Origin of the sequence: Granulibacter bethesdensis CGDNIH1, assembly GCF_000014285.2 — a bacterium.
GTDB lineage: Bacteria > Pseudomonadota > Alphaproteobacteria > Acetobacterales > Acetobacteraceae > Granulibacter > Granulibacter bethesdensis.
This window is the reverse complement of record NC_008343.2, coordinates 349,349-373,048: the sequence shown is the minus strand read 5'-3', so window position 1 is coordinate 373,048 and position 23,700 is coordinate 349,349. Positions and strand designations below refer to the sequence as shown.

The 23,700-nt window shown below is 59.9% G+C and carries 20 protein-coding genes; 9 read left to right on the top strand and 11 right to left on the bottom strand.

What is annotated here, in order from left to right; all coding sequences use genetic code 11:
• Positions 1-783 precede the first annotated feature (783 nt).
• Complete coding sequence (locus GBCGDNIH1_RS14030; protein WP_157691961.1) at positions 784-1,983, top strand: hypothetical protein; 1,200 nt, start codon at positions 784-786, stop codon at positions 1,981-1,983.
• 34 nt (positions 1,984-2,017) lie between these two features.
• Here the strand turns inward: GBCGDNIH1_RS14030 and GBCGDNIH1_RS14025 are convergent, their stop codons facing one another.
• The 7 genes from GBCGDNIH1_RS14025 to htpG form a co-directional block, all read right to left on the bottom strand.
• Entirely contained in the window at positions 2,018-2,755 is a 738-nt protein-coding gene (locus GBCGDNIH1_RS14025; protein ID WP_011631030.1) for a YoaK family protein, read from the bottom strand.
• On the bottom strand, positions 2,748-5,180 hold the full coding sequence (gyrB, locus tag GBCGDNIH1_RS14020; protein ID WP_011631029.1) for a DNA topoisomerase (ATP-hydrolyzing) subunit B: 2,433 nt from the start codon (positions 5,178-5,180) through the stop codon (positions 2,748-2,750). Before gyrB ends, GBCGDNIH1_RS14025 begins: the two co-directional genes overlap by 8 nt.
• 130 nt (positions 5,181-5,310) lie before the next feature.
• The gene (gene recF / locus GBCGDNIH1_RS14015; RefSeq protein WP_043452635.1) at positions 5,311-6,420 is read right to left on the bottom strand and encodes a DNA replication/repair protein RecF; all 1,110 of its coding nucleotides are present in this window, start codon (positions 6,418-6,420) and stop codon (positions 5,311-5,313) included.
• Between the two features lie 67 nt (positions 6,421-6,487).
• The gene (gene dnaN / locus GBCGDNIH1_RS14010; protein ID WP_025318118.1) at positions 6,488-7,615 is read right to left on the bottom strand and encodes a DNA polymerase III subunit beta; all 1,128 of its coding nucleotides are present in this window, start codon (positions 7,613-7,615) and stop codon (positions 6,488-6,490) included.
• A gap of 215 nt (positions 7,616-7,830) precedes the next feature.
• Positions 7,831-8,214, bottom strand: coding sequence for a MarR family transcriptional regulator (locus tag GBCGDNIH1_RS14005; protein ID WP_011631026.1), 384 nt, complete (start codon positions 8,212-8,214; stop codon positions 7,831-7,833).
• Positions 8,215-8,419: 205 nt separating this feature from the next.
• Positions 8,420-9,868: a leucyl aminopeptidase family protein gene (locus tag GBCGDNIH1_RS14000; protein WP_011631025.1), complete on the bottom strand. Its 1,449-nt coding sequence runs from the start codon at positions 9,866-9,868 to the stop codon at positions 8,420-8,422.
• The gene (gene htpG, locus GBCGDNIH1_RS13995; RefSeq protein ID WP_025318117.1) at positions 9,865-11,805 is read right to left on the bottom strand and encodes a molecular chaperone HtpG; all 1,941 of its coding nucleotides are present in this window, start codon (positions 11,803-11,805) and stop codon (positions 9,865-9,867) included. Before htpG ends, GBCGDNIH1_RS14000 begins: the two co-directional genes overlap by 4 nt.
• A gap of 165 nt (positions 11,806-11,970) precedes the next feature.
• Between htpG and GBCGDNIH1_RS13990 the strand changes: the two genes are divergently transcribed.
• The 4 genes from GBCGDNIH1_RS13990 (at position 11,971) to GBCGDNIH1_RS13975 (ending at position 16,014) form a co-directional block, all read left to right on the top strand.
• Positions 11,971-14,529 (top strand): helicase-related protein, encoded by a 2,559-nt coding sequence (locus tag GBCGDNIH1_RS13990; protein WP_043453418.1) that lies wholly within the window; start codon positions 11,971-11,973, stop codon positions 14,527-14,529.
• 22 nt (positions 14,530-14,551) lie between these two features.
• Positions 14,552-14,977, top strand: coding sequence for an RNA-binding S4 domain-containing protein (locus tag GBCGDNIH1_RS13985; protein WP_025318115.1), 426 nt, complete (start codon positions 14,552-14,554; stop codon positions 14,975-14,977).
• Positions 14,978-15,079: 102 nt separating this feature from the next.
• Positions 15,080-15,412: a ferredoxin FdxA gene (gene fdxA, locus GBCGDNIH1_RS13980; protein ID WP_025318114.1), complete on the top strand. Its 333-nt coding sequence runs from the start codon at positions 15,080-15,082 to the stop codon at positions 15,410-15,412.
• A gap of 107 nt (positions 15,413-15,519) precedes the next feature.
• On the top strand, positions 15,520-16,014 hold the full coding sequence (locus GBCGDNIH1_RS13975) for a DUF2165 family protein (protein WP_025318113.1): 495 nt from the start codon (positions 15,520-15,522) through the stop codon (positions 16,012-16,014).
• A gap of 98 nt (positions 16,015-16,112) precedes the next feature.
• On the opposite strand, the gene GBCGDNIH1_RS13970 is transcribed toward GBCGDNIH1_RS13975, so the two are convergent.
• The 3 genes from GBCGDNIH1_RS13970 to GBCGDNIH1_RS13960 all read right to left on the bottom strand — a co-directional run bounded on the left by GBCGDNIH1_RS13970 (position 16,113) and on the right by GBCGDNIH1_RS13960 (position 19,788).
• On the bottom strand, positions 16,113-17,303 hold the full coding sequence (locus tag GBCGDNIH1_RS13970; RefSeq protein WP_011631020.1) for a phosphoglycerate kinase: 1,191 nt from the start codon (positions 17,301-17,303) through the stop codon (positions 16,113-16,115).
• 16 nt (positions 17,304-17,319) lie between these two features.
• A complete protein-coding gene (gap, locus tag GBCGDNIH1_RS13965; protein WP_025318112.1) occupies positions 17,320-18,333 on the bottom strand; it encodes a type I glyceraldehyde-3-phosphate dehydrogenase in 1,014 nt (337 codons plus the stop codon).
• Between the two features lie 216 nt (positions 18,334-18,549).
• Positions 18,550-19,788 carry a Zn-dependent hydrolase gene (locus GBCGDNIH1_RS13960; protein WP_043452632.1) on the bottom strand — a complete coding sequence of 413 codons (1,239 nt, stop codon included), beginning with the start codon at positions 19,786-19,788 and terminating at the stop codon, positions 18,550-18,552.
• A 98-nt stretch (positions 19,789-19,886) separates the two neighbouring features.
• Between GBCGDNIH1_RS13960 and GBCGDNIH1_RS13955 the strand changes: the two genes are divergently transcribed.
• The 4 genes from GBCGDNIH1_RS13955 to GBCGDNIH1_RS13940 all read left to right on the top strand — a co-directional run bounded on the left by GBCGDNIH1_RS13955 (position 19,887) and on the right by GBCGDNIH1_RS13940 (position 22,992).
• Positions 19,887-20,396, top strand: coding sequence for a hypothetical protein (locus GBCGDNIH1_RS13955; RefSeq protein ID WP_011631017.1), 510 nt, complete (start codon positions 19,887-19,889; stop codon positions 20,394-20,396).
• Between the two features lie 237 nt (positions 20,397-20,633).
• A complete protein-coding gene (hemA, locus tag GBCGDNIH1_RS13950; protein ID WP_025318111.1) occupies positions 20,634-21,887 on the top strand; it encodes a 5-aminolevulinate synthase in 1,254 nt (417 codons plus the stop codon).
• A 248-nt stretch (positions 21,888-22,135) separates the two neighbouring features.
• Entirely contained in the window at positions 22,136-22,474 is a 339-nt protein-coding gene (locus GBCGDNIH1_RS13945; protein WP_011631015.1) for a hypothetical protein, read from the top strand.
• A gap of 131 nt (positions 22,475-22,605) precedes the next feature.
• Entirely contained in the window at positions 22,606-22,992 is a 387-nt protein-coding gene (locus GBCGDNIH1_RS13940) for a helix-turn-helix domain-containing protein (RefSeq protein WP_025285873.1), read from the top strand.
• An 86-nt stretch (positions 22,993-23,078) separates the two neighbouring features.
• On the opposite strand, the gene GBCGDNIH1_RS13935 is transcribed toward GBCGDNIH1_RS13940, so the two are convergent.
• On the bottom strand, positions 23,079-23,465 hold the full coding sequence (locus GBCGDNIH1_RS13935; protein WP_011631013.1) for a DUF6481 family protein: 387 nt from the start codon (positions 23,463-23,465) through the stop codon (positions 23,079-23,081).
• Positions 23,466-23,700 lie beyond the last annotated feature (235 nt).

Here is a 23,700-nt window from a genome sequence, read left to right as displayed (position 1 = left end):
AAACTATAAGAAGACTTTCTATATACTATAAATTTCAAGCTTAATACTATAAATAATAAGTCTACAGATTTTTTTCATAAACAAAGGAATCAATTCTCTAAATTTTTGGAAAAAATTAGTTGTTTTTCAACTATAAGTTCATATATATATTAACATCATCAATCAAATGATGATTGATTCGTAATATTTCTACTTTTAAATGAAAGCCTCTTTTTTATGCCCCGAATATCGGCTTTCAATAATCCCAGCCTCCTTTCTCCCCGCTTCAGGTTTAATACAGGCTCTGTCGAGAATGGCAGAGCAGAATATTATGCGCGTCCTCCTGAGCTTCCCTATACTGTGAATTCTCAATGGGACATCATCCAATGGCATTCTGAAAGTTTTCTGAATCCTTCGATCTATACCACTGGAAACCCACTTTATGCCGACAATGTTCTGGGGACCGCTGATTACACATGGACCAACGAAGCCTCGACAATGGCTTTGTCCGTCTATGGTTCGCCTGGTCAATGGACGTATCGTATCACAACGATAGATGGGCAGGACGGTTCTTCCGCCAATATAGGCGACACATCTCCCGGAGGCCGCAATCTGTTTTTGTCGACCTCGCTTAATGCGGCATCAAATTACACCTTCGACAAACAAATTACTTTTTCTTCTCAACAACGCTTGTCAGAGATTTTCCAGACTGGCCACGGACAAGGTGCAACCTTTGGGCTGAATTCGTTTACGATTGCTTTTAATAGCAAATCCAATCCAAATTATAATGCTGCTCTGCCGACGTTGAACGGTTTTCTGCAGTTTCCGCTGGCAGATTCCCGTGGTACCCCACCTTCATGGGGGCGCCTTTATTTTTCAGGTACCAATTTTGCCTGGAATGCACTTTCCTCTGATGCAGGCGGCGATTATCTGAAATGGGGAGAAGATCAGGGGGCCTTGCATCATATTACAATTGATCTGAATTCCGCTGTTGTAGATCTGGCCAGAAATCTTGCTCTGGAACATTCATCGTATTCATCATCCCTGATGAACATGTCTCTATGGAGCCTTGGTTCGTATTTCTACGGCGGTGAGTCCCTTGATGGAACGGGAGCAACATTCGACATCGCCGATCCCGTGATTTCCCGTGATACCGACCAGAATTTTGATGCCTCCATGGCAAATTCAAAATTTGTCACCATCTCCAACAATTATCAGACAGTGTACGATACCGGGCTTGCCAGCACGGCAAAAACCCAGTGGTGGTTTGCATCTCCGTCCGGCAATGCATCCATTGATATGGATGGTCAGACACTTCATACCAATGTCGTCATCAGCAATAACGATACTGTTTATGCAGGATCGGCGGACGGTTTCATTTTTGCCAATGGTCCCGGCATGAAACTGGTCGGAGGCAGCGGTTATAGCGTGCCGGTTCTGTCCAAGGGCAATGACACCGTGACGGGCGGAACCGGCCAGCAGCTTGTATTTCTGGGGTCAGCCGGTACGCTTTCCTATCACACGGAAGCCTCAACTCTTCAGCCCGCAGGGGACAGCACATATCGCCATTGGGTGATTGGCGATGGTGTCAACCAGGATCAGACTCTGAATTTCGTCGGAGGCGGCGTAAAAAGCGCTATTTTCCTTGGCCATGAAGATGCCAGTCTGCAACTGGGAAATGCCGGGGATTTTGTCTCGATCGGTTTTGGCGCCACCAGACCGGCTCTCGGTGGGGGTGCCGTATCCATCGTGATGGGTGCAGGCGATGATACCGTCTGGGTCAACAGCCTGGCATCCGGGCCACTGACGATTAAAAATTTCGACCCGGATCATGATCGTATTGCGCTGATCGGTCAGCAGGAGGGCATCACCCGTACCTACCCCACAAGCGATACGGCAACGCGATATCTTCTCAACAGCGGCAAATATCTCGACATCTATACATCGGACGGAACCAAGCTTGCGTCAGGAGATAATCTGATCCACGCCGTGCTGATGCAGTAGCTCGGGAAAAAACCGCTGCTGCCGATCCTGCGTGTTATTTCTCAGGCCGGTTAGGATAATACCGGTGCATGATTATGATCACGACGGCAAGGATCAAGGCCAGAGGCACACAGGTCAGTAACCCGATCTGGGTAAAACTCAGTACACCGAGCACACCACCCAGAAAAAACGATGTCACCAGACACAGGAGCAGAACGAGCTTGTAAGGGTTGGAGGTCAGGCTGGGGATGACGCGGCGCCCTGACCGCTCATAGAGCAGTCGACCGATTTCAGTGCCGATATCGGTTACCACCCCGGTAATATGTGTGGTGCGCATCCGCGCGCCGGAGATTGTGGTGATCGTCGCGTTTTGCAGCCCCATCAGGAAGCTGAAACCGATCACGACATCATAACGCCACTCCGGCAGCGCCATGGTCGAACCAATCCCGTATGCCGCAAGCAGGATTGCTTCCAGAATCAGCGGCCAGATATAGACGTTGCGATAGCGTCTACGGACGGCTTCATTCACAATCATGGCAGAGCAGGCTGCCCCGGCCACAAACAATATGAACACACCCGCCATCAGCAGAAGAATCTCGACCTCTCCGGCTGCTGCATGAAAGGCCATGGTCGAGACCACGCCGGACATATGCGACAGAAAGCGCCCGACCGCGAGGAAGCCACAAGCATTTGCAGCTGCCGCGACAGCAGTCAGCGTCAATCCCAATTGAGATTCCGGCTCCGTAACAACGCGTTCCAGTGCTGACAGGATCGCCTTTGCACGATCATACATCCAGATTGGCCACTTTCAATGCGTTTCCAACGATAAAATCGCGCCGTGGCTCGACAACGTCGCCCATCAGCGTGCTGAAAATCTGCCCGGCATCTTCGATATCGCCGACCTTCACCTGCAACAGGGTGCGGGTCGCCGGATCGAGCGTGGTACTCCAGAGCTGCTCGGGGTTCATCTCGCCCAGCCCTTTGAAGCGCTGGAAGGAGAGACCCTTACGCCCATGGGCCAGAATACGCTCCAGCACCGAGGCAGGTCCGGCTAGCTCCAGCCGGGCTGCATCCAGCGCCAGACTCACCGGCTGCGTATAGCGGGCTGCCAACTGGTCGGTCCGCTCCGCCAGCCAGCGGGCTTCCGCACTCCTCAAAGCAGTGGCCTCCAGCGTATGACGCTCCGCGACGCCCCGTACTGTGCGGCGCATGGTGAGCCCCTCGCCTTCCGAAGCGACGATCCAACCACGTTCGGACGCGGGAGAAATAGCATTGAGCCGCGCGCTGAGTGTTTGCAGGGTATCCGGCGTAGCATCAGGACGCAGCGCCCCCGCCACCACCGCCTGTTCCAGCAGCGCCAGAGGAATACCACCGGCCAGCCTGCGCATCCGGGCCGCAACATCACGCAGATGGTTGACTTCCTCGGCCAGTTCATCACCGGCGAACACCCGTCCATCCGCCAGAGTCAGTTGCGCCTCGTTCAGTGCCTTGGAAAGAAGATACTCTTCCAGAGCACGTTCATCTTTCAGATAGCGCTCATCCTTGCCACGTGTGGCTTTGAACAGAGGCGGCTGGGCGATGTACAGATGTCCATTGGTAAACAGCTGCGGCATCTGGCGGAAGAAGAAAGTCAGCAGCAAAGTGCGGATATGGCTACCATCCACATCAGCGTCAGTCATGATGACGATGCGATGGTACCGCAGCTTGGCAATATCGAATCCACCCTGCTCCGGCTCTCCACGGCCGATACCGGTGCCAAGCGCCGTAATCAGCGTACCGATTTCGGCACTGCCGAGCATACGATCAAAACGCGCCCGCTCCACATTGAGGATTTTACCCTTGAGCGGCAGGATCGCCTGAAATTTCCGGTCACGGCCCTGCTTGGCGGAGCCACCGGCGCTGTCACCCTCGACGATGAAAATTTCGCATTTGGAAGGATCGCGCTCCTGACAATCGGCGAGCTTCCCGGGCAGCGAAGAAATATCCAGTACACCCTTGCGCCGGGTCAGTTCACGCGCCCGCCGGGCTGCTTCACGGGCCGAGGCCGCATCCATCGCCTTCTGGATGATGGAGCGGGTTTCCTTGGGATGCGTTTCAAACCAGTGCCCGATCGCATCGGCGACCGCTGCATGAACCACCGGCTGCACTTCGGAACTGACAAGCTTTTCCTTGGTCTGCGAAGAAAATTTCGGGTCCGGAACTTTGACCGACAGAACGGCGGTCATACCTTCGCGCATATCCTCGCCAACCAGAGCCAGCTGCTCTTTTTTGCCCAGTCCTTCAGCATATTTGGAAACAACGCGGGTCAGCGCCTGACGGAAACCGGCCAGATGCGTGCCACCATCACGCTGGGGAATATTGTTGGTGAAGCACAGCATGGTCTCATGGAAACTGTCGTTCCAGACCAGCGAAAATTCGACCTTGATATCACCCTGATCAGCATTGGCAGAACCGGCGGCACTGATCGGTGGATCAAACAGCGCCACTTTGCCGCGATCAAGCCATTCGACGAAAGCGGTCAGCCCACCTTCATAGCAGAACACGCTTTCCTGAGCCGGCACATGACGTTCGTCACGCAGCACGATCTTCAGGCCTGAATTCAGAAATGCCAGCTCCCGCAAGCGACGTTCCAAGGTGGCGAATTCAAATTCGACCCTGGTAAAAGTCAGGTTGCTCGGCTTGAACGTGACCTGCGTGCCGGAACCGCGCGGTGAAGGGCCGATCTCGACCAACGGAGCCTCCGCATCGCCATGACGGAAGCGGATGAAATGTTCACGCCCCTCTCTCCAGATGCGCACTTCCATCCATTCGGACAGAGCGTTGACCACGGCCGCTCCCACGCCATGCAAGCCACCGGAGACCTTGTAGGAATTCTGGTTGAACTTGCCGCCCGCATGCAAGCGGGTCAGCACGACCTCCGCCGCGGAAATGCCTTCCTCGGCGTGAATATCCGTAGGGATGCCGCGTCCGTCATCGGTCACGGTCACACTGCCATCCCCATTCAGGGTCAGGGTGACTTCGCTCGCGAACCCGGCCTGAGCCTCATCCACCGCATTATCGATAATTTCAAACGCCATGTGATGCAGGCCGGAGCCATCATCAGTGTCGCCGATATACATGCCAGGGCGCTTTCTGACTGCATCAAGCCCCCGCAGTACGGAAATCGAGGACGCATCATAAGCATCAGAATCAGGCGGCAGCGGCGTAGGATCGGACATGCCGGCAAAAAGCTCCAGGACAGCGCGGGAATCACCTATTTATACTCGACTATCCCCCCGAGGGACAGCCCTAACCGGGGCTTCCCCCCCATCAAGCGGCTCCATCCGGCTGAAAAGAGAAGTCTATCCTCTAGGATACCGGGTGCAGGCATCCTTCCAGACAGGTCACACAGGATAAATCCGCATCGAACGCATCGCGGTCTGTCGCTGTCAGAAAACCTTGTCCACCCAGTCCCCGCAATGCCGTCAGCAACAGCCTCCGGCGTTCGGCATCCAGATGGGTCATAGGCTCATCCAGCAGCATCACGGGCGCCCGCCCTCTTACCGCCTTCAACAGGACGGCATGCCCTAAAGTCACTCCGATCAGCAGAGCTTTCTGCTGCCCGGTACTGGCAATCGACGCCGAACGGCCCGTTGCCGCATCCTTCATCAGCAGATCACTGCGATGGGCGCCTATTCCCTGCGTGCCACTTTCTCCATCAGTCTCGCGGCTGTCACGCAGGGCGGCACGCAGCCAGTCCTCAACCTCGACTGCCGGATGGCGGGAAAGACGGGTAGCAATGGCACAGTTCAGATCCAGCCTTGCAGGCGGAAAACCTCCTGCGCCTCCCTGAACCAGAACATCATTCAACCGTGTGACATACGCAAGGCGGGAAGCCGTCACCGCCGTCGCATGACGGGCAATGGAATCCTCAACCGCTGCCAGCCAGGCCGGATCGGCCCGCATTGCCAGCAGCCGCGCTCGTTCCGTGAGGCTCGCCGCCTGAGCCGCGACTTCCCGTGCATGCGCCGGTTCCAGCCCATAAACCAGACGATCGAGAAATCGTCGACGGCCGGCAGGGCCCTCCTGAAACAGCCGATCCATCTGCGGGGTCAGCCAGACCGTGGTGATATGTGCGCCCAGTTCGGCCTGACCACGGATAATATCGCCATCAATCCGCACCTGACGACGCTCGGTGCCGGGGAGGACGCCGGTTGCCAGTTCCACCGGCCCTGTCGGGGACAGAATCCGGGCATGCACTGCCCAACTGCCATCTCCCCCCTCCCCCTGTCTTGCAAGCTGGTCCGTGCGAGCATTGCGCAGCCCGCGACCGGGGGAAAGCAGGGAAATCGCCTCCAGCAAATTGGTCTTGCCGCTGCCATTAGGGCCGACAACCCCCACCAGCCCCGGCGGCGGAGACCATGCCAGAGCGGCATAATTTCGGAACCGGGTCAGTGTCAGCGTCCGGATATGGGGCAACGGCCCCTCCACGCTGGAGACAACAGTCGCTTCAGTCGCGGAAAGAGAGATAGCCAGCGATTGCCCCTCAGACGCGCATCGGCATCAGCACATAAAGCGCGCTGGAATCGGCTGCATCCTGTACCACCGTCGGGGCGGAACCATCGGCAAAACGGAACTCGACTTCCTCGGCGATCTGATCAGTGATGTCGTTCAGATAACGCGCCTGGAAACCAATCTCCAGCGCCCCGGCTTCATACTGGATACGGTCACCGTCCAGTTCCTCGGTCGCGGTTCCCTGATCCGGACTGGAGGCAGACAGAACCAGCAGATTGCGGTCGAGCGCCATTTTCACCGGGCGGGAGCGTTCGGAAGAAATAGCCGCCACACGGGCCACCGCAGCAGAAAAATCGTTTTTCCCCACCCGCAGAACCTTGTCGTTATCTTTGGGGATCACACGCTCATATTCCGGGAAGGTGCCGTCGATCAGTTTGCTGGTCAGGGTGACCGGTCCCGCCACAAACTGGATACGGGTATCGGAAAGGGCGACATCGACCGTATCCGTTACTTCATCCAGAAGCTTGCGCAGTTCCGCGACCGTTTTACGTGGCACGATCACTCCCGGCATACCGAGCGCGCCTTCCGGCAAAGGCTCCTCGACGCGCGCCAGACGATGGCCATCCGTCGCAACGGCACGAAGGGCGGCTCCATCCGGGCCACCCTGGGCCGCATGAAAATAAATACCGTTTAGATAATAACGGGTTTCTTCAGTGCTGATGGCAAAGCGTGTGCGGTCTATCAACCCCCTCAGCACATTGCCTGCCAGCCTGAATTGATGCGGCAGCGCACCCGTGGTCATGCTGGGGAAATCATCCGTCGGCAGTACCACCAACTTTGTGGCATAGCGGCCAGATTTCAGCATCAATTGCTGATCACCAGCCTGATGATCAAGCTCCACATCCGCCCCGTCAGGCAGCTTGCGGACAATTTCGTAGAGCGTACCAGCCGGAGCCGTTACAGCACCATCACGAAGGCCCTCGGCAGGAACATCCTCGACAATGGCAATTTCCATATCGGTTGCAGTGAAACGAAGGGAACCGTCTTTCACCTCAAGAAGCACATTGGCCAGAATCGGAATGGTGTTCCGCTTCTCGACCACGCTTTGAACATGCGCCAGCGCCTTGAGGAGCACAGCGCGTTCGGCCTTGAACTTCATTGCTTCAATCCTGCCAGCGCCCACAGCACCATGCATGAGCGCGCGGCTGCGGGGGCGACGAGACTAGCAACGCTTTTCCCAATGGAAAAGGCCGCCTTGCCATGATCGCCCTATATCAGTCCGCTTTCATATCTTTATGAGCGGGCACGAACCCGTCCCGCGTACCATCGGGTCACAATTGATGGCAGCGGTCGGGAACGGGAAGCGGGAAGAAATCAGCCATTCGCAACGCGTCGTCCTTCGTTGCTGCCGCGACGCTGCGGGGCAGCGGCCTCGGCCATAATCGAACGCAGATCGCGCAGGAAAGCATTGCCTTTCATGGTTCGCTGCACCAGTACGCTACGGCGATCCATGGGGTCCACTTTGCGACGGGCCAAATCCAGCTCACCCAGCCGATCAAGCGCGCGGGTAATGGCGGGCTTGGAAACATTCAGCTCCTGCGCCAGTCCACGCACCGTATGAGCGCCGTCCTGCATGTAGCATGTCAGAAAAACGCCAAGCTGACGGGCGGAGAGATCGGGACCGTCACGACGCACCATCGCAACAACCGTGTCGCGCAGAATGCCGACCATTTGATCCGTATTGCTAACACTAGCCATAATAATGATCCTTTCCCTGCCTGTAACGCGACAATTGCAGAAATCGTTTCAACAGCCGAGTTACAAAATGTTTTATCCAGCCAACAACCATATATTATCTGACTATATGGCAGCCGACCCTGCATATGCGATGCAGCATGGTCTGTGTTAATAAGGAAAATACTATCAAATTTACGTTCGCGTTCTTAAAACTTCTCGTAATGAATTATTTGTAATAATGAGACAATGAACCTACCAAGCCGCGCAATATCTGGCCTTCACCACCGCGCGGACGACCCGGCCTGTTCTCATCGTTCCATGCATAGAGGTCGTAATGAACCCATGCAGTCTCAGGCGGAACGAAACGGCGCAGAAACAGGGCTGCAATCATCGCACCGGCAAACGGACGGCTGGACACGCTATTCAGATCCGCCACATCGCTGGACAACCATGAATCATACCCGTCCCACAGAGGGAGCCGGCAGACCGGATCAGAGACGTTACCGCCCGCCCGTTCCAATCGCTCCGCCCAGAGCGGATCGTTGGAAAACAGCACTGGCAGATCAGGACCGGCTGCGACACGAGCCGCCCCGGTCAGGGTCGCGGCATCGACCAACAGGGAAGGCGTTTCCTCAGCAGCTTCCGCCAGAAGGTCACATAGTACCAAGCGGCCTTCAGCATCCGTATTGCCGACCTCGACCGTCAGCCCGCTGCGGGTGCGCAGAACATCGGATGGGCGCATAGCGCGACCGGAGACGCTATTTTCGACGCATCCAATCCGCAGCACCAGCCGGATCGGCAGATCGCGCTGCATGATCAGCCGGGCCGCTGCCAGCATCACCGCAGCACCGCCCATGTCTTTCTTCATCCGCAGCATGGCGGCGGATGGCTTCAGATCATACCCGCCCGTGTCGAACACCACCCCCTTGCCGCACAGCGCGATCAGCGGAGAAGTCTCATCCGCACGGCTACCCTGCCAACGCAGAATGGCAACAGCGGGAGGCCGGTCTGATCCTGCCCCCACCGCGGCAATGGCCGGATAGGCTGACTCCAGCGCCGGACCGGTCACGATTTCCACTGCCGCGCCTGCCTCATGGCCGATCCGGCGCACGGCGTCCGCCAGTTCCTGCGGTCCCAGCCGGTTGGGAGGCGTGTTGATGAGATCACGCGCCAGCCACACGGCACGGGCTTCTTCCACCGCGTCTGCGCTTTCCGCCGGCACAACCAGACGGGCCGGCGCCGGAGCATCCTGCCGCCCCTTGAACAGGTCGAACCGATAAGCGCCCAGCGCGAAACCGAGCGCCGCCTGATCGGGAGCATAATCCCCCGGCTCCAGATGCCACACCGTCCCGGCTGGCAGGCGACTGGACAAATCACCGAAACCCCACGGATCACGGCTGGCGCCAAGACCCAGCACTGCACCACCCGGACCAGTCCCGTCTCCTGCCGGATATAGCACAAGCTGCCCCGCTTTCGCCGTCAGCCCGGCCCCCCGCAGGAACCCGGCAGCATGCGCCCCTTCTCCGGCGAGAAAAGCCTCCAGACCCTCCGGCCGCAACGGGAAAATGGGGAGAGAATTACTCTCCCCCTCCACGAAACACTCCAGAGGCCGCCCCCAGATAATTTCATCCGGGGCAGCAACCACCCGTGAGCGGCCCTCCGGAGCGCCGCTCACGCGGAAGCCTTTTCAGCAGCCTGATGACCGGGCAGGCCCTGCTCGATCCAGCTCATGACCCGCCCGGCAAAAGCGGTCGGATCGGCCGGGGCCTCACCTTCCTGAATCCGCGCCAGATCGAGCAAGGTTTCCGCGACACTTTCCATACCGCGTGCCTCACCCTCACCCTGCGCGGCAGCGCTGACGAGGGAGGCAATCAGCTTGTGGCGCGGGTTGATTTCCAGCACCGGCGGAGCGGGTGGCAAGCCACGTCCGGCACGCGCCAGCAGACGCTGCATCTGAAGGTCAGGCCCCACGCCGGCAGAGGAGAGAATAACCGCGCTGGAGACCAGACGAGTGCTGGCACGCACCTCCGACACGCGCTCGCCCAGCGCGGCTTTGAGGGCGGAGGTCAGGGCCGACACATCCGGCACGTCGCCTTCCGGCGCCGCCAGATCCTCCGCCGAGCGGGCCACCGAACGGATCGGCTTATCCGCGAATGACTCGGCACGCTCCGGCCAGAATGCGTCGATCGGATCTTCCAGCAGCAGCACTTCATAGCCCTGTGCCCGGAAGCCTTCCAGCTGGGGTGAGTTGCGCAGCGTCTCCACCCGGTCTCCGGCGAGGTAGTAAATCGCCTTCTGCCCTTCCTTCATGCGCGAGACATAAGCGTCGAGCGAGGTCAGGCCGCCATCCTGATCCGCCGGAATGGCAGAGGATGCGAAACGCAGCAAAGGCAGCAGATCCTTGCGATGCTCGGAATCATCCCACACGCCTTCCTTCAGCACGCGGCCGAAATGCTGCCAGAAGGTCCGGTAGCTTTCCTCGTCCTTGGCACGGGTTTTCAGTTCGGTCAGCACACGGTTCGTCACCGCCTTGCGAATACGCGCCAGCACCGGGGTGGCCTGCAACATCTCGCGGCTGACATTCAGCGGCAGATCATCCGTATCGACCACGCCATGCACGAAACGCAGCCAGGCAGGCAGGATCTCGGCACGATCAGTGATGAACATCCGCTTCACATGCAGGCGGACGCGGCTTTCACGTTCCTCATCCATCGGCGTAAAGCCGGGACTGCCGGGGATGAACAGCAGGGCGGAGAAATCAATCGCCCCTTCTGCCCGCCAGTGCAGGGTCGCCCACGGCTTATCGAAAAAGCTGCCGACATGACGGTAGAAGGCTTCATAGTCCTCCTCCGTCACCTCCGACTTGCTCTTGCGCCACAGCGCGGCCCCATCATTGGCGGCCCTGTCCTCACCATCTTCCTGGGCCACCAGCACCGGGACGGCAATGAAATCGGCCCATTTGCGGATAATGTTTTCAAGACGCCAGGAATCGAGGAATTCATCAGCATCCGCCTTGATATGCATCACAATGGTCGTGCCCGCCGTATCCCGGCTGCCGGGCGCGATGGCGAACGTGCCGTTTCCCTCCGACGACCATGTCCAGGCATCCTCCGTGCCAGCGCGGCGGGAGGTCACCTCCACCCGGTCGGCCACCATGAAAGCGGCATAGAAACCGACACCGAACTGGCCGATCGTGGTGGGCTTTTCAGCGCCTTCCTTCTGCTCCTCGCGGGCTTTCAGGGCCTCACCAAAGGCGCGGGTGCCTGATTTGGCGATGGTGCCGAGATGGGTGATCAGATCGTCCCGCGTCATGCCGATACCACCATCGGCAATGGTCAGGGTGCGGGCGGCCTTGTCGGCGGAAAGACGGATCTTCGCCTCATCCGCGCCAGCCAGCAGGGTGGTGTCGGACAAAGCCTCGAATCTGCGGCGCTCAATGGCGTCGGCCGCGTTGGCGACCAGTTCGCGCAGGAAAATCTCGCGCTCGGTGTACAGGGAATGAATGACGAGGTGCAGCAGCCGGTCCACTTCGGCCCCGAAACGATGCTGCTCCGAACCGCTGGCCCCGGTTTCTCCGGCGGTGGCCTGTCCGGTTGTTGTCTGGTCGCTCATGATCTGAGTACGCTCCATCGTTGAAATGCTCAAACACGGCGGGAACAGGAACCGGCCCCTGACGGCGGACGGACCTCCTCTTGCATTCCCCTCCGTTTCAGTCATGGAGATGGCGCACATGATGCCCGCTTGCAATCCGTCTCCCTGCACACAGACTATATATCCATGACGCAGTTACTCCCCCGGGTGAAGGCCGTGCTCGGCCCCACCAATACCGGGAAGACGCATTTGGCGATGGACAGGATGCTGGCGCATGCAAGCGGCATCATCGGTTTTCCCCTGCGTCTGCTCGCCCGCGAGAATTACGACCGTATGGTGGCCACCAAAGGCGCCGATCGCGTCGCCCTGATTACAGGGGAGGAAAAAATCATTCCGCCCGGAGCCCGGTGGTTTGCCTGCACCGTAGAGGCCATGCCACTGGACCGGGCGGTCGAATGGATCGGGGTGGATGAAATTCAGCTCTGCGCCGACCCGGATCGCGGGCATGTCTTTACCGACCGGCTGCTGCATGCGCGTGGGATGGTCGAGACCATGTTTCTGGGCGCGGAGACAATCCGGCCGCTGCTGAAAAGCCTGGTGCCGCAGGCCGAGATCGAGACCCGTCCCCGCCTGTCCGAACTGCGCCATGCAGGGGCAGCCAAGCTCGGCCGCCTGCCGCCCCGCAGTGCCATCGTCGCGTTCAGCGCTGGCGACGTCTATGCCATCGCCGAGCTGATCCGCCGCCGTAAAGGCGGCTGTGCCGTGGTGATGGGACGCCTTTCCCCCCGCACCCGCAATGCTCAGGTGGCGCTGTATCAGGACAAAGAGGTCGATTTTCTGGTCGCCACCGACGCGATCGGCATGGGGCTGAACATGGATGTCGACCATGTCGCCTTTGCCCGCCTGTCGAAATTCGACGGCCACCGCGCCCGCCGTCTGGCCGCGCCGGAGATCGCCCAGATTGCCGGTCGCGCCGGTCGCGGCATGCGGGACGGCACCTTCGGCACCACCGCCGACTGTCCGCCACTGCCGGAAGAGCTGGTCGAAGCGGTGGAGACCCATCGTTTCGAGGCGATCGGCCAATTGGCCTGGCGCAATGCCGATCTCGATTTCAGCGATGGCGATGCTCTGTTGGCCAGCCTCAACGCGCCACCACCCCGCACGGGGCTGGTGCGCGGGCATGATGCCAGCGATGTCGAAACCCTCGATGCGCTGTTACGGGATCAGGAGATCCGCACACTGGTCTGCGGCCACAGCACCAGACGCAGCCGGGTGAGATTGCTATGGGAGACCTGCCAGATCCCCGATTTCCGCAAATTGGCGGACGACACCCATACCAAGCTCTGCGGCCGGGTCTTTTTGCAGGTCTTGCAGCGCCGAACCCTGCAAGCTGACTGGCTGGCCAGTCAGATCGACCATCTGGCCCGCGCCGATGGGGATATCGACACGCTGATGCAGCGCCTGTCCGGCATCCGGGTCTGGAGCTATATCGCCGCGCATCAGGACTGGGTGAATGATGCTCCGTTCTGGCAGGGCCGGACCAGAGAGGTGGAAGACCTGCTCTCCGACGCGTTGCATGAAAAACTCACTGCCCGCTTCGTGGATCGCCGCGCCACGCATTTGCTGCGACGGCTGGAAGATCAGAATGACGCCCCGCTGCTTTCTGCCGTCACGCAAGCGGGACAGGTGATCGTGGAGGGCCATGCGGTCGGTCACATCACGGGCTTCGGGTTTGAACCGGAAGCCGGTATTGTCGGGGAAGAAAGAAAACTGGTTATGCGCGCCGCAAGGCGGGCCTTGCGCGAATCCATGCCGCGGCGGGTCATCAGTCTGGAAGCCACACCGGATCAGGCCCTGTCGATCTCCGAGCGGCTGGAAATCCTGTGGGAAGGCCACCCGATCGCACGGTTGCGGGCCGGCCCGACCCTTCTGAACCCCATGATCGCGGTGGCGGACAGCGAGTTTCTCGACGGCAGCCTGCGTGAACGTATCCGGCTGCGGCTGCAAGCCTGGCTGGACAGAACAATTGCCACCGCCATGGCACCGCTGTTTCAGGCGCAGGAAGCCGCCCGCCCCCATGCGATGTTGCGCGGGCATCTGCACCGTCTGATGGAAAACGGCGGTCTGGTGCCCGGCGCGACCGAGGATGCCATTCCCCCGGCGGAACGCAGCGCCCTGAAGCAGATCGGGGTCCGGGCCGGACGATTCGGCCTGAGTATTCCCGCTTTGCGCCACGCTGCCTCCGTCATGGTACGCGCCAGATTACTGAGCATTGCCCGTGGGCTGAATGCCGTTCCCTCCCTGCCCCATCCGGCGCTGGTATCGATGCCGCTGGCCGAGGCCAGCCGCCTTGGATGGCCACCGGATTTTGCGGAAGCAATGGGATGGGTCCGGACAGGCCCGGTCTATCTGCGCCTGGACATTGCCGAACGCATCGCCGCCGAGCTTCAATTCGCCGCAAGACGCGGCCCGGTGCCGCTGCCTGCCGGCCTGGCGGGGCGCCTGTCCGTTCCAACCGCCATCCTGCCCATGGTTCTGAAAGCGCTGGGCCTGCGGATTGCCAACAAAGGACTGGAACCGTCCTTCTACGGACCACCCGCCCCGCCTATGCTGGTGCCACTGCCACGGCGCGATTCACACCGGGAAACCAGTCGCGAGACAAGCCGGCGACCGCCGCCCCCAAAAAGGCCGACGCCGGTCGCACCGGACCATCCTTTCTCCGCGCTGGCCGCCCTGCGGCGCTAGCTTTGATACGATCACAGGACCGATGAGCGGCAAGCCTGCCTTCCCCGAGATATCCCCGCACAATTCCGGTAGCCCCTCCGGTAGCGCCCAGAATTGGCAGCGACTGGACAGCTGGCTGTGGTGCGCCCGCTTTCTGAAAAGCCGTTCCCTGTGCGCAAGGTTGATCGAGCACGGATTGATCCGGTTGAACGGGCAGGCCACCGACAAGCCACATGCCAGACTCCGGATAGGAGATGTTCTGGTCATCCCGCTCGGCGATCAGCCGGAGCGGCAGACTGTGCGAGTGCTGCGGGTACTTTCACTGGCGACCCGCCGGGGTCCGGCCAGCGAGGCACGCAGGTTGTATGAGGATATTCCTGACGGGGGAAACACGGCTGCCTCCCCACCGTCCTTGCCGGCCATGCCGACAGCGGAAAGCGGCATCCCGCCCGAAACGGACGAAAACTGAGCGGCAATCCTTGCATCGGGGTGGAAAGCCCGGCATATGCCCGCCACATATTCAGCGCGACATCAGAAGACGATGCCGCTTTGGGCGATCGGGAGTGACTTTATGGCCTACGTGGTCACCGAGAACTGCATCCGCTGCAAATTCATGGACTGCGTGGAAGTCTGTCCCGTGGACTGCTTCTATGTCGGTGAAAACATGCTCGTCATCCATCCGGATGAGTGCATCGATTGCGGCGTGTGTGAGCCGGAATGCCCGGCGGAAGCGATTTTCCCCGACAGCGACGACCGTGCCACCGCCTGGGCGGAAAAAAACCGCACCTATGCCAGCGTCTGGCCGAACATCACCCGCAAGGGTGAGCCTCCGGCGGATGCCGAGGAATGGAAAGACAAACCGGGCAAAGCCGAACTGTTCTCCACCGAGCCGGGTGAGCCGTAAAAATTCGCTTCCATCCTGTTGAAATCATGCCGACAAAAAAGACCTGAACGTTCAGGTCTTTTGCGTTTGATCCCCGAAGCCCGACATAGCAGTTGGATCATGACGCAATGATCATACGCCTGTGCAAGATCATCGTGCTGGCATTGATTGCATTATGGATCACCCTGACCGCCTTCGGCAATCTGACTGATTACGGCACCAACTGGCCATTTGTACAGCACGTGCTGGCGATGGATACGATTTTTCCGGATGCACACATCCACTATCGCGCCATTCAGTCACCGCTGCTCCAACATGCAGCCTATGCTCTCATCATTGCAGTCGAAGGACTGGCTGCTACGCTGTGCTGGCTGGGCGTATGGCGCTTATGGCATGCACGTCATACGGCAGCGACGTTCCAGAGCGCCAAACCCATCGCCATACTGGGCCTCGTCAGCGGCATAACGCTTTGGCTGGGTGGGTTTTTGGTGATTGGCGGCGAATGGTTCGGCATGTGGATGTCCAGCCAATGGAATGGCATTGAAAGCGCATTCCGTTTCACCATCATACTGATGGCAATGCTGCTCTGGCTGGGGCAGCACGAAGGCACACCAAACGACTGATATGAGCGCAAAAAGCGCGTGCCCCTCGCCTTGCTGGCTCTTTTGTCTTCCCGCTCTCCTGCCTGTCCCGATTGGAACAGGCAGGAGAGCGGCATTTATCAGGCCCGCAACACCGCGACACCCGGCAGTTCCTTGCCTTCCATCCATTCCAGGAAGGCACCGCCCGCGGCAGAGACATAGGTCAGACGCTCAACCACACCGGCATGTTTCAGCGCCGCGACGGTGTCTCCACCGCCCGCCACGCTAACCAGACCGGCCGTTTCCGTCAGCCCGGCAACGGACTGGGCCAGCGCAACGGTCGCCTTGTCGAACGGGCTGATCTCAAACGCGCCAAGCGGGCCATTCCAGACCAGTGTTTTGACACCGGACAGGCGTTCCGTCAGCAGACGCACCGTTTCCGGCCCGACATCCAGCATCATCGCATCATCCGGAATTTCGTTGATGCTGACGGTGCGGGTCGGCGGATCAGCCCGGAATTCGGTGGCCGTCACCGCATCGACCGGCAGCAGGATCTCGCAGCCGGCCTTTTTCGCCGTTTCCAGAATGGCGCGTGCAGTATCATGCATCTCCGCTTCCTGAAGCGACTTGCCAACCTTGATGCCCTGCGCAGCCAGGAAAGTGTTGGCCATCGCACCGCCGATCACCAGCACATCCACTTTGGTGGACAAATTGCCCAGCAGATCGAGCTTGGTGGATACTTTCGCACCGCCGACAATCGCCGCCACCGGGCGGGTGGGCGAGCCGAGCGCCAGTTCCAGTGCCTCGACCTCCCGCTGCATCAGCCGTCCGGCATAGGCGGGCAGATGCGCGGTCACGCCATGCGTGCTGGCATGGGCACGATGCGCGGCGGAGAACGCATCGTTGACATACACTTCGGCCAGAGAGGCCAGCAGACGGGAAAATTCAGGATCGTTCTTTTCTTCCGCGGCGTGGAAGCGGGTGTTTTCCAGCACCAGAACGTCACCATCCTTCATCCCGGCCACAGCTTCTTCCACCGTGCCGCCGATGCAGTCATCCACGAAAGCGACCGGTTGACCCAATGCCGCCCCCAGCGCCTCGGCGATCGGGCGCAGGGACATTTCCTGCACCCGCTTCCCCTTGGGACGGTCGAAATGGCTCATGACGATGACACGGGCACCGCCTTCGGCCAGCTCCCGCACGGTCGGAGCCTGACGCTCGATGCGGGTGAGATCACTCACCCGCCCGTCACGCATCGGCACGTTCAGATCGAGCCGGACCAGCACCCGGCGTCCACGGACATCAAGCCCGTCCAATGTACGAAACGACATAGTGTACGACCGTCTCTTACAGGCTGCCGAACAGCGCGGCGGTATCGGACATACGGTTGGAGAAGCCCCATTCGTTGTCGTACCAGCCCATCACCCGCACCATCTGGCCGTCCACCACCGCCGTCTGAGTCGCGTCGAAGGAGCAAGATGCCGGGGCATGGTTGAAATCGATGCTGACCAGCTTTTCCGTGTTGTAGACCAGAATGCCCTTCAGATCGCCCTCGGCGGCGGCTTTCATCGCGGCATTCACCTCTTCGACGGTCGCGGTCTTTTCGAGATTGACGTCCAGCGACACCAGCGAGACATTCGGCACCGGTACGCGGATCGCAGTGCCATCCAGCTTGCCCTTCAGCTCCGGCAGCACAAGGCCGACGGCCTTGGCGGCACCGGTGCTGGTCGGAATGGTGGACATGGCGGCAGCACGGGCGCGATGCAGATCCTTGTGCAGCGTGTCCACGGTGCGCTGATCGCCGGTATAAGCATGGATCGTCACCATATAGCCGCGCAGAATGCGGAAGCGGTCATGCAGCACCTTGGCCATCGGCGCGAGGCAGTTGGTGGTGCAGGACGCGTTGGAGATCACCGTCATATCCGGGGTGATCGTGTTGTGGTTCACGCCATAGACGATGGTGGCATCCACCCCGTCGCCCGGCGCGGAAATCAGCACCTTGCGGGCACCGGCAGTGATCAGTTGCCCTGCCGTATCCTTCTTCGTGAACAGGCCGGTGCATTCCATCGCTACATCCACGCCCTGCAACGGCACCTTCGCAGGGTCGCGCTCGGCCGTCACGCGGATCGGGCCGAAGGTACGGCCGTTATGGCGGATGATGATGCTGTCACCGTCCACCTGCACCTCGCCGGGGAAACGGCCATGGACGCTGTCATAGCGGAACAGGTGGGCGTTCGCCTCGACACTGCCCAGATCGTTGATGACGACAGGGACGACATCCTCGCGTCCACTTTCCACGATAGCGCGCAGGACCAGCCGTCCGATGCGCCCGAAACCATTGATCGCGACTTTGACCGCCATGGCGTTCTTCCTTTTCCTCAAGCGCTCCACCAGCCTACCGAGACGCAAGAATACCTCGCGCAACAGGCGATCTGGCGTAACATTTTTTCTCCAGCGCGCCTTCCGCGCCGGTTCTCGCGATCATTCGTTATACAGGCCCCTACGAAGTGCGGAAGCCGCGAACCCGACAGAAACAGGGAAGAATCGACAGTCTGGGTTCAGCCATGCACGCCACGCTCATCCTGCGATCCCGGCCCGCGCCAGCACCGCATCGAACAGAACCTGCGTTCCGGCCTCTGCCTGGGCCTTGGTGATGCTTTCGGCCTCATTATGCGACAGGCCATTCAGGCAGGGCACGAAAATCATCGCTACCGGCATCTTGCGTGCCACGTAAATGGCATCATGGCCGGCCCCGGAAACAATTTCCCGCGCTGCATAGCCATGACGTGCCGCGGCTTCCGCCACCAATGCTACACAGGACGGGTCGAAGGGCCGGGATGCCAGCCTCAGCACCGCCTCCAAGGCCAGCGAGACATCGCAGTCACGGGCGATAAACCCGGCCTCTCGCGGGAACTGGGCGGCAATGCGGGCAATTTCAGCATCATCGGGATGGCGGAACTCCACGGTAAAGCGCACCTCACCCGGAATCACATTGCGGCTGTTAGGCAGCACATGCAGCTCCCCCACCGTACCACGCCCGGCCTCCCCCCTTGCGCGCATCATCCGATCTACCAGATCAATGATCCGGGCCGCGCAAAGCAGCGCATCCTTGCGCACAGAAGGCGGAGTCGTGCCAGCATGCGCATCCTGACCGGTGACGGTGACATCCCACCAGATCTGGGCCTGTGCGCCGGTGACGATTCCGATATCGGCATTCTCTGCCTCCAGAATCGGCCCTTGCTCGATATGCAGTTCAAAATAGCTGTCCGCCGGGAAAGCCTCTGCCGGGGCGTCTCCGGCAATGCCATCCAGAGCCTCGGCCACGCTGATACCGGCATGATCGCGCAGGGCCAGAGTCTCCTCCAGCCCGTTCACACCCGCCCAGACTCCGGACCCCAGCAATCCCCGGCCGAAGCGGCTGCCTTCCTCATCGGTCCAGTTGACCAGCTCGACCGGGGCCTCCGTGACGATTCCATGCTCATCCAGTGCGCGCAGCACTTCCAGCCCGGCCATGACCCCCAGCGCGCCGTCAAATTTTCCGCCGCTCGGCTGGCTGTCCAGATGGCTGCCGAACAGAACCGGTTTCCGGTCCGGAGTCTGCCCCTCTCTCCGCAGGAACATGTTGCCGATCGCATCGGTCCTGACGGCATAGCCCGCCGCACGGCCAAGCGCCGCCAGGCGGTCTCGCCCCATCCGGTCCTCTGCGCTCAGGGCCAGCCGCCGCACGCCCCCTTTCGGCGTTGCCCCGATCTGCGCCATCTGCATCAGGCTGTCCCACAGACGCTCACCGTTGATCCGCCGATTACTGCCGCTCATGCTGCCCTGTTCCTGTCTGCTGCGCGTCCTGTGCGATGATGATCTTGCCCTGCCTGCCAAACCCTGCAAGCCTGCGGGCATCGCGGAGCCGGAGCACAATGCCTTTCCTGCACAGAGTATTACCTTCCTCGCGTCATCCATGGGTGACGCCGGGATCCCTGCTGGTTCTGATGCTTGCCGCGGCCTCCGGCCTTGGCGGGTGCAAGCTGGTGGATCGCACCACTTTCGGGGCGGCCCCTGCCAAACCGCCGCCCTCCGCGCTGATGTCCGCCCTGAACTCCGAAGGGCGCATTCCGCTGTTGACCATCCGCTATGATGGTTATGACGAAGCGGATCGCAGTTATACGGATGCATTGAGAACGGCTGTGCAGCAGGCCAATATCTCCCATCCCGGGATTTTCTATGTCGTGACGACCGTCGTACCCGCGACAGGCAACCCCACGCGACAGATCGGGCGCGCCAAAGCCGCCCGCATGAAAGCCGTCACCGTTGCCGAAGACATGATGCTGATGGGAGTCGACTCTGACCAGATCAGCCTGGCAGCTATGACAGACCCCGCCATTCAGGCCTCGGAAATCAGAATCTTCGTCAAACGGGGACAGGACTAAATCCGGCATGGTCATGATAATTCCGCCATGCACCCTCTCCATTTGTGACGATTACTAAAACTTGACGCCTCCATCCCCAAAGAACAATTGTGTGTTCCCGCTCCGTCGGATATCCGGTAAGATCACGCAAGGGGCGATCCAGGGGTTGGCGCATCCACAGCGGGGCGTCGCTTATTCAGGACCAGGTTGAAACCGGCACGCCATGGCGTGAGCCAGCAGGAAGTAGACGACCACATCATGCACGCTTTCAATGATCTCTGTCGCCGGTCGCTCGACGACATCAAGGCACAGGGCCGGTATCGCACGTTCACCCCTCTGGTAAAGCAGGCCGACAAATTCCCCGTCTACCATCGGGAACACGAAGGACGCGTGCAGGAAGTCACTGTCTGGTCGTCCAACGATTATCTGGCGATGGGCACGTCCGAGATCACCATTCAGGCTGCCATTGCCGCCGCGCATGAGATGGGCGCAGGCGCGGGTGGCACACGGAATATCAGCGGCACCAATCCCCTGCATGATGCGCTGGAAGCCGAACTGGCCGCCCTGCATGGCAAGCAGGGTGCGCTGTTGTTCACCTCCGGCTATGTCTCCAATCAGGCAGCGCTGGGTACTATTCTGAACAGTCTGCCCGACTGGCATGTCTTCTCCGACGAGAAGAACCACAACTCCATGATCGTCGGCATGCGGGCCGCTGCCAATGCGAAGCGGCAGATCTTCCGCCATAACGACATGGAGCATCTGGAAGAATTGCTGGCCGCCGCCCCCACCGGAACGCCCAAGCTGATCGCCTTTGAAAGCGTCTATTCAATGGATGGCGACATCGCCCCGATCAGCGCGATCTGCGATCTGGCCCAAAAATACGGTGCCATGACCTATCTGGACGAAGTGCATGCCGTGGGGATGTACGGCCCGACCGGTGGCGGTGTGTCAGAACGGGATAATGTCGCCCATCGCGTCGACATCATCGAGGGCACGCTGGCCAAGGGCTTCGGCGTGCATGGCGGCTATATCACCGGCAACACAGAAATCGTTGATTTCCTGCGCTCGACTGCGGCCGGATTTATCTTCACCACCGCTCTGCCGCCCATGGTCGTGGCAGCCGCGCTGGCCAGCATCCGCCATCTGCGCAGCGATCCCACAAGGCGTATCCAGCTGTTCGAGCGGGCCGATATGCTCAAGCGCAAGCTGGATGAGGCTCAGCTACCCCGTATGCAGTCCGAAAGCCATATCGTTCCGGTTTTCGTAGGCGATGCCGCATTGTGCCGTGACATCAGCGCACGCCTGCTGGATGAATTCGGGATCTATGCGACCCCGATCAACTATCCGACTGTACCCAAAGGGGCTGAACGGCTGCGTCTGACCGCGACACCGAAGCATACGGATGAGATGATCGACCGGCTGGTAGAGGCGCTCCAGATCGTCCTGCCGCCCAATGAATGCAAGAGCAGACTCTATCGTCCCCAGCCTGCCTGGACCGGTGCCGGCGGCTGATCAGATAATCAGGGGAATAGTGCAGCCCATAAAAAGGGCTACACTATTCTACCCTTCCGTTCCATGACGGGGTCGGAATGCGGCGAACGGGCAACATAACGTTTTTTCATCAGTATGGTTGCAGGTTTTACTTGATTGTCCGGCAAGACGGGCGAATTCTGACATAGTTACAAGGCATATCGGATAACCGTCCGGCAGACAGATGAGGACGGGAGACGCGCTTTGGCGCTGGGAGGCAGAATAAAGTCATGAAGCCGGTATTCACGGCAGGACTGGTGGCGGTGGTGCTTTGTATCCCGTCCTTCACAGGGGCTTTTGCCGCTTCTCCCTCCGAACAGACAACCATCAGTGCCCCCCGCCAGGAAGACTATACCGCGGCCCCGATGCCTAATCTTGATGTCGGTGAACCCACCAGCCCGGTCCAACCCGCAAAACCGTATGTTTCGGCCACTCTTTACCAGCCGAGGGACCAGTTCAGGGGGGATGGCTATACCTGGAAAGACTCGTCGCAAGTGGTGATGGAGCGTAACCTCCAGCCGACCCCGACCATGCTGGTCAAGGTTCCCCTGCACAGCGACGATAACTGATCCCGCCCTTTCTTTCACTCAAGCCTCGCCCTTACCTCATCATAACAGGCCGGGCCGCTTTTCTTCACTATCCCATCTGCTTTAAGAACGCCCCCAAGACATTGTCATCATCTTTGGGGAGCCTGTCGGGCATGGATTTCAAACCGATCCGCGATGAAGCCGATCTGCAAGCGGCGCGTGTGGAAATGCATCGCCTGATGAACAACAATCCGGAACCCGGCAGCCGTGAACATGAGATGCTGGGCGTCTGGGCCATCCTGACCGGACACTACCTCGCTTCCCAGGCCGATCCCAAAAGCACCGATCCGATTGCCCTGATCCGCAATGCCATGGCTGAACGCTCCATTCCGCCGCGCCTTTTATCCGCTATTACCCGGCTGCCGGAAGAAGAGCTGAGCGCCATCCTGCGCAAGGACATCCCCCTTCATACATCGCATATCGAGGCCCTTTGCCCAGCACTTGATCTACCGCTGGAGGCACTGCTGAAGGCACATGCCGATTCGGCTGCCAAACGCTGAAGTGCAAAAAGCGGCGCGAAGGGATGCCCCCTCGCGCCGCTTCCTGGTGCGGGAATAGTCCCGCCTATTATTGTGGCAACCCCCGGTTATTTACGACCGGTGCGGGCCTTACGCGCAGCATAGCGGCGATCCCGCTCGGCCTTCTGTTCTGCCAGCAAAGCCAGGGCACGGGCTTTTTCCTCGACAGCCGCCGCAGCCTTGGCGGCTTCATGCGCACGCTCTTCCTCAATACGGGCCTTTTCGGCAGCGGCTTTTTCCGCGGCAATCCGTGCGGCTTCTTCCGCTTTCAGGCGCTTGCGCTCGGCCAGACGGGCCTCCCGCGCTTCATAGGCGATGCGCTGCTCCTCCAGCTTCTGCTTGATGTCGGGATCATCAAGGCTGGGTGCACTTTTGAAGCGGTCCAGCATGGCTGCCTTTGCTTTCGCGGCGGCCTCACGTCGATCGTTAAAGGCGTTGAATTTAAACGCGCTCATTCTCGCTTTCTCTTAGCAGTATCCACATTGCAGGCCGGAATAGGCATGGTGCGCCCGTATAGAACCCGCTGCCGAGATACACCACCGCCGCTTCCTCCTTGGCAGCCATACCAAAAACAGCCCCGCTCTGCTCCCCACGGCCCGAATCCGAAGATCGGTCGAAAAGCGGAAACATTCGGCACGAGCCCCTGTCCACTCTTGCCAGCACGAAGCATTGCACTTTTCCTGTCTGTGT

What these genes read in the sequence shown, in the direction of transcription:
- GBCGDNIH1_RS13985 (WP_025318115.1), top strand. Translation starts at nt 14,552, where the DNA reads ATGAGCGGCAAGCCTGCCTTCCCCGAGATATCCCCGCACAATTCCGGT.
- hemA (WP_025318111.1), top strand. Translation starts at nt 20,634, where the DNA reads ATGCACGCTTTCAATGATCTCTGTCGCCGGTCGCTCGACGACATCAAG.
- GBCGDNIH1_RS13990 (WP_043453418.1), top strand. Translation starts at nt 11,971, where the DNA reads ATGACGCAGTTACTCCCCCGGGTGAAGGCCGTGCTCGGCCCCACCAAT.
- GBCGDNIH1_RS14005 (WP_011631026.1), bottom strand. Translation starts at nt 8,214, where the DNA reads ATGGCTAGTGTTAGCAATACGGATCAAATGGTCGGCATTCTGCGCGAC.
- htpG (WP_025318117.1), bottom strand. Translation starts at nt 11,805, where the DNA reads ATGAGCGACCAGACAACAACCGGACAGGCCACCGCCGGAGAAACCGGG.
- GBCGDNIH1_RS13935 (WP_011631013.1), bottom strand. Translation starts at nt 23,465, where the DNA reads ATGAGCGCGTTTAAATTCAACGCCTTTAACGATCGACGTGAGGCCGCC.
- GBCGDNIH1_RS13955 (WP_011631017.1), top strand. Translation starts at nt 19,887, where the DNA reads ATGCCTTTCCTGCACAGAGTATTACCTTCCTCGCGTCATCCATGGGTG.
- GBCGDNIH1_RS13970 (WP_011631020.1), bottom strand. Translation starts at nt 17,303, where the DNA reads ATGTCGTTTCGTACATTGGACGGGCTTGATGTCCGTGGACGCCGGGTG.
- fdxA (WP_025318114.1), top strand. Translation starts at nt 15,080, where the DNA reads ATGGCCTACGTGGTCACCGAGAACTGCATCCGCTGCAAATTCATGGAC.
- GBCGDNIH1_RS13975 (WP_025318113.1), top strand. Translation starts at nt 15,520, where the DNA reads ATGATCATACGCCTGTGCAAGATCATCGTGCTGGCATTGATTGCATTA.
- GBCGDNIH1_RS13940 (WP_025285873.1), top strand. Translation starts at nt 22,606, where the DNA reads ATGGATTTCAAACCGATCCGCGATGAAGCCGATCTGCAAGCGGCGCGT.
- GBCGDNIH1_RS13960 (WP_043452632.1), bottom strand. Translation starts at nt 19,788, where the DNA reads ATGAGCGGCAGTAATCGGCGGATCAACGGTGAGCGTCTGTGGGACAGC.
- GBCGDNIH1_RS14025 (WP_011631030.1), bottom strand. Translation starts at nt 2,755, where the DNA reads ATGTATGATCGTGCAAAGGCGATCCTGTCAGCACTGGAACGCGTTGTT.
- dnaN (WP_025318118.1), bottom strand. Translation starts at nt 7,615, where the DNA reads ATGAAGTTCAAGGCCGAACGCGCTGTGCTCCTCAAGGCGCTGGCGCAT.
- gyrB (WP_011631029.1), bottom strand. Translation starts at nt 5,180, where the DNA reads ATGTCCGATCCTACGCCGCTGCCGCCTGATTCTGATGCTTATGATGCG.
- GBCGDNIH1_RS13945 (WP_011631015.1), top strand. Translation starts at nt 22,136, where the DNA reads ATGAAGCCGGTATTCACGGCAGGACTGGTGGCGGTGGTGCTTTGTATC.
- gap (WP_025318112.1), bottom strand. Translation starts at nt 18,333, where the DNA reads ATGGCGGTCAAAGTCGCGATCAATGGTTTCGGGCGCATCGGACGGCTG.